At 59.8% G+C, this 6,000-nt stretch carries 10 protein-coding genes; all 10 read right to left on the bottom strand.

Annotated elements, in window-relative coordinates; genetic code table 11:
- Positions 1-213: 213 nt before the first annotated feature.
- Positions 214-627, bottom strand: coding sequence for a 50S ribosomal protein L16 (rplP, locus tag P1U55_RS04525; RefSeq protein WP_301046315.1), 414 nt, complete (start codon positions 625-627; stop codon positions 214-216).
- 12 nt (positions 628-639) lie between these two features.
- Positions 640-1,344, bottom strand: coding sequence for a 30S ribosomal protein S3 (rpsC, locus tag P1U55_RS04530; protein WP_301046316.1), 705 nt, complete (start codon positions 1,342-1,344; stop codon positions 640-642).
- Complete coding sequence (rplV, locus tag P1U55_RS04535; protein ID WP_301046317.1) at positions 1,344-1,724, bottom strand: 50S ribosomal protein L22; 381 nt, start codon at positions 1,722-1,724, stop codon at positions 1,344-1,346. The genes rpsC and rplV overlap by 1 nt, the downstream gene beginning before the upstream one ends.
- Before the next feature lie 3 nt (positions 1,725-1,727).
- Complete coding sequence (rpsS, locus tag P1U55_RS04540; RefSeq protein ID WP_301046318.1) at positions 1,728-2,006, bottom strand: 30S ribosomal protein S19; 279 nt, start codon at positions 2,004-2,006, stop codon at positions 1,728-1,730.
- 3 nt (positions 2,007-2,009) lie between these two features.
- On the bottom strand, positions 2,010-2,852 hold the full coding sequence (rplB, locus tag P1U55_RS04545) for a 50S ribosomal protein L2 (protein ID WP_301046319.1): 843 nt from the start codon (positions 2,850-2,852) through the stop codon (positions 2,010-2,012).
- A 291-nt stretch (positions 2,853-3,143) separates the two neighbouring features.
- Positions 3,144-3,491, bottom strand: a complete 348-nt coding sequence (locus tag P1U55_RS04550) for a hypothetical protein (RefSeq protein WP_301046320.1) — start codon at positions 3,489-3,491, stop codon at positions 3,144-3,146.
- 220 nt (positions 3,492-3,711) lie between these two features.
- A complete protein-coding gene (locus P1U55_RS04555; RefSeq protein ID WP_301046321.1) occupies positions 3,712-4,008 on the bottom strand; it encodes a 50S ribosomal protein L23 in 297 nt (98 codons plus the stop codon).
- A complete protein-coding gene (gene rplD, locus P1U55_RS04560; RefSeq protein ID WP_301046322.1) occupies positions 4,005-4,625 on the bottom strand; it encodes a 50S ribosomal protein L4 in 621 nt (206 codons plus the stop codon). Before rplD ends, P1U55_RS04555 begins: the two co-directional genes overlap by 4 nt.
- Positions 4,622-5,506 (bottom strand): 50S ribosomal protein L3, encoded by an 885-nt coding sequence (gene rplC, locus P1U55_RS04565; protein ID WP_301046323.1) that lies wholly within the window; start codon positions 5,504-5,506, stop codon positions 4,622-4,624. The genes rplD and rplC overlap by 4 nt, the downstream gene beginning before the upstream one ends.
- Positions 5,507-5,520: 14 nt before the next feature.
- The gene (gene rpsJ, locus P1U55_RS04570; protein WP_301046328.1) at positions 5,521-5,829 is read right to left on the bottom strand and encodes a 30S ribosomal protein S10; all 309 of its coding nucleotides are present in this window, start codon (positions 5,827-5,829) and stop codon (positions 5,521-5,523) included.
- Positions 5,830-6,000 lie beyond the last annotated feature (171 nt).

The following is a 6,000-nucleotide window of genomic DNA, read 5'->3' on the forward strand; positions in this document are numbered from 1 at the left end:
GATGGCTCCTATTGTGACGATCCCGATGTGCCACCAACGCATAACCAAATCCGTACTGTATTCTGTTCGCTGTACTCGATGATACACGATCGCCTAAAGAGCAAAAACCCCCGCTCGATCTCTCGAACGGGGATTCCCATTTCTGCACCGGTATGCGGCCGACAATTGGCTTTGCCAATCGCTACACCGCACGGGTCGCGATATGCGCGATCTTTACCAGTCTTCGCGGACGATCGTGCGGGTCTTGACCGGCAGTTTCATCGCGGCGAGGCGCAGGGCCTCACGGGCGATGTCTTCTGAAACACCGTCGATCTCGAACATCACGCGACCGGGCTTCACCTTGGCAGCCCAGAAGTCGACCGAGCCTTTACCTTTACCCATCCGGACTTCAACCGGCTTGGAGGTTACGGGCAGATCGGGGAAGATCCGGATCCAAACCCGGCCCTGACGCTTCATGTGGCGCGTCATGGCCCGGCGGGCGGCTTCGATCTGACGGGCGGTGATGCGCTCGGGCTCCACTGCCTTGAGGCCAAAGGTGCCAAAGTTCAGGTCAGACCCGCCCTTGGCTTCGCCGCGGATGCGGCCCTTGTGCATCTTGCGGAATTTCGTGCGTTTTGGTTGCAGCATTCTTCCGTCTCCTTACCGGTCACGGCGGGGGCGAGGGCCTCCGCCTTCCTGGAGTTCCTGAGCCTTGCGATCACGGGCCGAAGGATCGTGCTCCATGATCTCGCCTTTAAAGATCCACACCTTGATGCCGATGATGCCATAGGCGGTCAGGGCTTCCTTGTGGGCGTAGTCGATGTCGGCACGAAGGGTGTGCAGGGGCACACGGCCCTCGCGGTACCATTCGGTTCGGGCGATCTCGGCGCCGCCGAGGCGGCCCGCAACGTTCACCCGGATACCCTGGGCACCCATGCGCATGGCGTTCTGAACCGAGCGCTTCATGGCCCGGCGGAACGACACGCGGCGCTCAAGCTGCTGTGCGATGGATTCGGCTACCAGCGGCGCGTCCAGCTCGGGCTTGCGCACTTCAACGATGTTGAGGTGCAGCTCGCTGTCGGTCATGGCCGCCAGCTTGCGACGCAGGCCTTCGATATCGGCGCCTTTTTTGCCGATAATCACGCCGGGGCGTGCAGTGTGAACGGTCACGCGGCACTTCTTGTGCGGGCGCTCGATGATCACACGGCTCACACCAGCCTGCTTGCACTCTTCCTCGATAAACTCGCGGATGGCGATGTCTTCGAGCAGCAGGTTGCCGTAGTCTTTGGTGTCGGCATACCAGCGGCTGTCCCAGGTACGGTTGACCTGAAGGCGCATGCCGATCGGATTGACTTTATGTCCCATTAGGCTTGCTCCTCGATCTGGCGGACCTTGATGGTGAGTTCGGCAAACGGTTTTACGATCTTGCCGAACCGGCCACGGGCACGCGGGCGACCGCGCTTCATGGTCAGGTTCTTGCCAACCCACGCCTCGGCGACGACCAGTTCGTCAACGTCAAGGTTGTGGTTGTTCTCGGCGTTGGCGATGGCGGACTGAAGGCACTTCTTCACGTCCACTGCGATCCGCTTCTTCGAGAAAGTGAGGTCCGTCAGGGCCTTGTCCACTTTCTTGCCACGGATCATCGCGGCGACCAGGTTCAGCTTCTGCGGCGAGGTGCGAAGCATGCGGCTCTTGGCCATTGCCTCGTTCTCTGCCACGCGGCGGGGATTTTTATCCTTACCCATGGCTTATTTCCTCTTCGCTTTCTTGTCGGCGGCGTGGCCGTAGTAGGTGCGGCTTGGCGAGTATTCACCAAACTTTTGACCAATCATATCTTCGGATACGTTCACCGGGATATGTTTGCGGCCGTTATACACGCCAAATGTGAGGCCCACGAACTGGGGCAGGATGGTGGAGCGGCGCGACCAGATCTTTATGACCTCTTTGCGACCGGACTCACGCGATTTTTCCGCCTTCTTCAGCACATAGCTGTCAACGAAGGGGCCTTTCCATACAGAACGAGACATGTCTTAGCGACCCTTCTTCTTGGCGTGACGCGAGCGGATGATCAGCTTCTGCGACGCCTTGTTCTTGTTGCGGGTACGGGCACCCTTGGTGGGTTTGCCCCAAGGCGTGACAGGGTGACGACCACCCGACGTCCGGCCTTCACCACCACCATGGGGGTGATCAACCGGGTTCATCACGACACCACGCACAGACGGGCGAACGCCCTTGTGGCGGATACGACCGGCCTTACCGAAGTTCTGGTTGGAGTTGTCGGGGTTCGACACGGCACCAACGGTCGCCATGCATTCCTGACGAACCATGCGAAGCTCGCCCGAGCTGAGGCGGATCTGCGCGTAGCCACCGTCACGACCAACGAACTGGGCATAGGTGCCAGCGGCGCGGGCGATCTGGCCACCCTTGCCGGGCTTCAACTCGATGTTGTGAATGATTGTGCCGATCGGCATGCTGATAAACTGCATTGCGTTGCCGGGCTTCACGTCGGCCTTGGCCGCGCTGACAACCTTATCACCAATGGCAAGGCGCTGCGGGGCCAGAATATAGGCCTGCTCGCCATCCTCGTAGCGGATGAGGGCGATAAACGCGGTGCGGTTCGGGTCATATTCGATCCGTTCCACAGTCGCGGGGATATCCATCTTGCGACGCTTGAAATCAACGATGCGGTAAAGACGCTTTGCGCCCCCGCCACGACGACGCGAGGTGATCCGTCCGGTGTTGTTCCGGCCGCCCGATTTGCTCAAACCCTCGGTGAGAGATTTGACCGGACGTCCTTTCCACAGCTCCGAACGGTCGATCAGTACCAGCCCACGCTGGCCCGGCGTCGTCGGCTTATACGACTTGAGTGCCATGTTAACTGTCTTCCGTTTTCTGTGTGGGCGGCTTGCGCTGCCCTGATGTTATAGGCCCCCGTAGGTGCCCTCTTGCATCCGCTTTGTTCACCGTCGGCATGAGAAACCCAAGGCTGCACGGTCAATAACGAAGCCCCGGACGAATCCGGGGCTTTTGCGGATGTTGGCTTTTAGGCGAGCGCGGCACACGGGTCAAGCGGCTGGGCCAAGAAAACTCCATCTTCCCCCTTTTCCTACGGGCGCCCAAGCATATTGGCCGGGCACCCGGTCTTGGGGCAAGCCGCAGTTCACTCAGACGCCGAAAAGTCGCTTCAGAAACGAGCCCTTTTCCGGCTTTGGGTCTACCATACGGAACGATTCGGGCCTGGCAGACCCAGGCTCAACAGCCTCCTGCGTTGGCTGCTGCAGTTCGGCTGCCATTGGCGCTGCATCGGATTCAACGGGGGCATGGGAACTCGCGCTCGATGTCGCCGTCTGCTCGGCCTCCTTTTCACGCAGTTCCTGAGTGGCTTTCATGCTGGCTGCAGTGGCCTTGGCCTTGGCTTCTTCGAGCAAAAGCTCCTGAATGGACTTGTTGGTAACCGCAGTGGCAACCACACTCGGCTTCCCTTTAATCGGTTCTCGACGATTGTATTCCATTGTCGGTAACTCCGGTGACTTCGGCAAAATTTAACAAACTTCGGCGTTTCGTCCGGAACGCTTCCGTAACGTTGGAAGCAAACCTTGGCGGAAATGGGGGGATTTTAGGGAATTTTACTCGAAATGGGGCGACAAAAATTAGCCTGGCCCAATTTACACGCCCAAACGGAAAAGGCCCCCGCCAGTGGCAAGGACCTTTCCCAGTTCGTTAAACCGCGCCTTACAGGCCGGTCGATACGTCGATCGTGTTGCCCTCTTCGAGCGTCACATAGGCCTTTTTGACGTCTTTGCGCTTGCCGGGTTGGCCCCGGAACCGCTTGACCTTACCTTTGGTGATGGTCGTGTTCACGGCCTTCACCTTCACACCAAATAGCGCCTCAACGGCCTCTTTGATCTGCGGCTTGTTGCTGTCAATGGCGACCTCAAAAACCACGGCATTCGCCTCGGAGGCCATGGTGGCCTTCTCGGTGATGACGGGCTTCACGATCACGTCGTAATGTTCTGCCTTGGCACTCATTTCAGCCGAGCCTCCAGAGCTTCGACACCCGCCTTCGTCAGAACGAGGGTATCACGCTTGAGAATGTCATACACGTTGGCACCCATCGAGGGCAGCACGTCCAGACCGTCGATGTTGGCGGAAGCGCGAAGGAAGTTGTCATTCACTTCGGAACCGTCGATCACCAGAACCTTCTTCCAGCCCAGCTCTTTGAACTGCTTGGCCAGCGCACCGGTCTTGGGCTCAGCCATCACGGCCTCGTCCAGAACGATAAGTTTGCCCTCAGCCGCCTTGGCCGAAAGCGCGTGCTTCAGGCCCAGCTTGCGGATCTTCTTGGGAAGATCGTGCTCGTGGCTGCGTGGGGTCGGTCCTTTGTAGATACCACCCTTGCGGAAGATCGGAGCGTTCCGGTCACCGTGGCGTGCGCCGCCGGTGCCCTTCTGACGATAGATCTTCTTGGTTGAGTAGCTGGTCTCGGAACGGGTCTTTACCTTGTGGGTGCCAGCCTGCGCCTTGTTGCGCTGCCAGCGAACCACACGGTGCAAGATGTCCGCACGCGGGTCCAGCCCGAAGATCTCGTCGCCGAGATCGACCGAGCCGGCCTTGCCGCCGTCCAGTTTGATCACGTCGAGTTTCATTCTTCACCGTCCTTCTTCTCGGAGGCCTCGGGGGCAGCGTCGCCACCCTCGTTGGCCTTGTCGGCTTCGATCGAGGCTTCCGCCTCTTTCAGCGCAGCAGCTTCCTGCGCGGCAGCTTCTGCGGCGGCGGCCTCTTCGGCGGCCTTGGCTTCAGCTTCGGCAGCAGCAGCAGCTTCTTCAGCGGCCTTTGCAGCAGCTTCCCCGGCAGATTTCAGCGCGGCAGGGAGAATGGCGTTCTCGGGGAACGGCTTCTTAACCGCATCCTTGATCGTCACCCAGCCACCTTTGGAGCCCGGAACAGCGCCTTTGACCATGATAAGGCCACGGTCGGTGTCGGTGCGGACAACCTGAAGGTTTTGCGTGGTCACGCGAGCGGCGCCCATATGTCCAGCCATCTTCTTGCCTTTGAAGACCCGGCCCGGATCTTGGCACTGACCCGTCGAGCCATGGGAACGGTGAGAGATCGACACACCGTGAGTAGCACGAAGGCCCCCAAAGTTGTGCCGCTTCATCGCGCCTTGAAAGCCCTTACCAATCGAGGTGCCGGAGACGTCCACGAACTGACCTTCAAAGTAGTGGTCGGCGGTGATTTCCTCGCCCACTTCGATCAGGTTCTCGGGGTCTACGCGGAACTCAGCCAGCTTGCGCTTGGGGGCCACCTTGGCCGCCGCGAACACACCGCGCATCGGCGCAGACGTCCGCTTGGCCTTGGCCGTGCCCGTGCCGAGCTGAACGGCCGAGTAGCCATCCGTCTCGGCGGTGCGCTTGGCCACCACCTGCAATGCATCCAGCTGCAAAACCGTCACCGGGATCTGCTTGCCATCTTCCATGAAAAGCCGGGTCATGCCGACCTTCTTTGCGATCACTCCAGAGCGCAACATACCAATGCCCTCCCTTAGACCGAAATCTGAACATCCACGCCCGCGGCGAGGTCGAGCTTCATGAGCGCGTCCACGGTCTGCGGGGTGGGGTCAATGATGTCGAGCAGGCGCTTGTGGGTACGAATTTCCCACTGGTCGCGACTCTTCTTGTCTACGTGGGGACCACGCAGAACGGTGAACTTCTCGATCTTGTTCGGCAGCGGGATGGGCCCGCGCACCTGAGCACCGGTCCGCTTGGCGGTGTTGACGATTTCCTGGGTGCTGGCGTCCAGCACCCGGTAGTCAAACGCCTTCAGGCGGATGCGGATGTTTTGGCTTTGAATGGCCATTGTCACGTTCCTTTACGATTGAGAGGAGGGGCGATTGAGGCCGCCCCTCTTCGAACCGGTTTCAGTTTGTGGCCAGCCCCTAAGGCCCAGCCAAGTGCGTTTCGCGTCGCGAAAGCGCCCTTACTCGATGATCTTGCTGACCACGCCGGAGCCAACGGTGCGGCC

It is taken from the genome of Vannielia sp. (assembly GCF_029212645.1).
GTDB lineage: Bacteria > Pseudomonadota > Alphaproteobacteria > Rhodobacterales > Rhodobacteraceae > Vannielia.